We start from the raw sequence: 1,507 nt of genomic DNA, 5'->3' as shown, positions 1-1,507 counted from the left end.
TTTGGGAATAGCCACAAGTTATTTACAATTAGGATTTATAACCACTATAATTTTTTCTATCAAAGTCCTATCAAAACCTAGAAAAAAATACTAATACAATGACTCTATAGCTTTTATAGCAACTGATAAAATATTTCTAAGACCATGAATAGCCATCGTCACCCAAAATGCAGACGCCTTCTTGTCTTCATATATTACAAAAGCATATGCTAGTAATAAGCCAATAATAAATGAAAAATACACATAAGCAATACTATATGTATGTGATAAACCAAAAAGAACTGCTGAAATAAGAATCGTTATATATATTCGATTTTTAAAGAAAATAAATTTTTTCAAGAATCTAATGATCAAAAACTGAAATATTAACGTTTCAAAAATCGGTACTATAATACCTAGAGATAAGAATGATAATACAATCGGAGTTTCATAAAAATCCGGCCCATTCATATCTATATTTATAAAAAATGCCATCAAATCTAGTGGAACAACTATTAAAAAAGAAATCAATGTCATTACTAATATAAACTTAACGGTTGGAAGACTTCTTAAATACGTGTCCAATTTATTGATGTATTTCATTTGTTAATCTCCTCGTATTATTTATTACTTTTATCCTCTAGGTTTGTATGTGTAAAGTTATATATATAACTCCTTAGCGATAGCGAATTTTTCCAAACTTCTTGTTCAACTATAATTCGAGTCCGACATTGCTGTAAATCCTGATGTTCCTATCGTAAAATTAGATTCTGTTGAAGGTCGAAAGGGCGGAAAGGTCCTTCTTACAATCTACTTTAGAAACCGGAGTCTCATGCTAGCATTTATCAGAGATGCGAATACGGCCAGAACAGTGTCAGAAATATTTGATTGGATGTATAAACTTTTAGGTCATGATGCGTTTACTGATCTATTCCAGTCCACCCTTAGTGACAGGGGAAGCGAATTTACAAATCCTCTGTCGCTAGAGTTTAACAAGAATAACGAGCGTAGAACCCGTATATTCTATTGTGATTCTCAACGTTCTGATCAAAAAGGTGGATGTGAGGTAACCCATGAAATGATACGACGTATATTACCAAAAGGAACATCTTTTGATGCACTGAGTCAGGAGGACATTTCCCTTATGATGAGTCATATCAATTCATATAATAGAAAAAAGCTTAATATCAAGCTCGTTCCCGCTAATGAGATTAATCTAACACCTCTGTTGCTAAAAAAGTAAACAACTAAGTTTACAAGAATTTAGTTTTGCAAGGAAAATGCTGAACCGGAAGCTAATTTTACAAACTGGAATCTCGGATTCCAATTCAGCCCCTATTTTTTTACTCATCAAAGCATAACAATATTTTTTATAAAAGTAAAGTCTTTTTGTTATATTTTTTATTTTATAATATATTATTGTAACTTTTATACATATATGGGAATTACTGAAAATACAGTATGGTAAAGCTTAAGTTTTGAAATATCCGGTCCACTGAGTTATTTATGAAAAATAGATACTAAAAAA

Annotated in this window: 1 protein-coding gene and 1 pseudogene; one reads left to right on the top strand and one right to left on the bottom strand. The window is 30.8% G+C overall.

Features of this window, described 5'->3' with window-relative positions; genetic code table 11:
* Nucleotides 1–90 precede the first annotated feature (90 nt).
* Nucleotides 91–582 (bottom strand): CPBP family glutamic-type intramembrane protease, encoded by a 492-nt coding sequence (locus AC6F8J_RS09215; protein ID WP_500722769.1) that lies wholly within the window; start codon nucleotides 580–582, stop codon nucleotides 91–93.
* Nucleotides 583–697: 115 nt separating this feature from the next.
* On the opposite strand from AC6F8J_RS09215, the pseudogene AC6F8J_RS09210 reads away from it, so the two are divergent.
* A pseudogene (locus tag AC6F8J_RS09210) lies at nucleotides 698–1,222 on the top strand (transposase); the annotation flags it as partial.
* Between the last annotated feature and the right edge of the window lie 285 nt (nucleotides 1,223–1,507).

This window comes from Petrocella sp. (genome assembly GCF_059865615.1).
The sequence above is the reverse complement of the archived record's forward strand: the minus strand, read 5'-3'. Positions and strand labels throughout refer to the sequence as shown.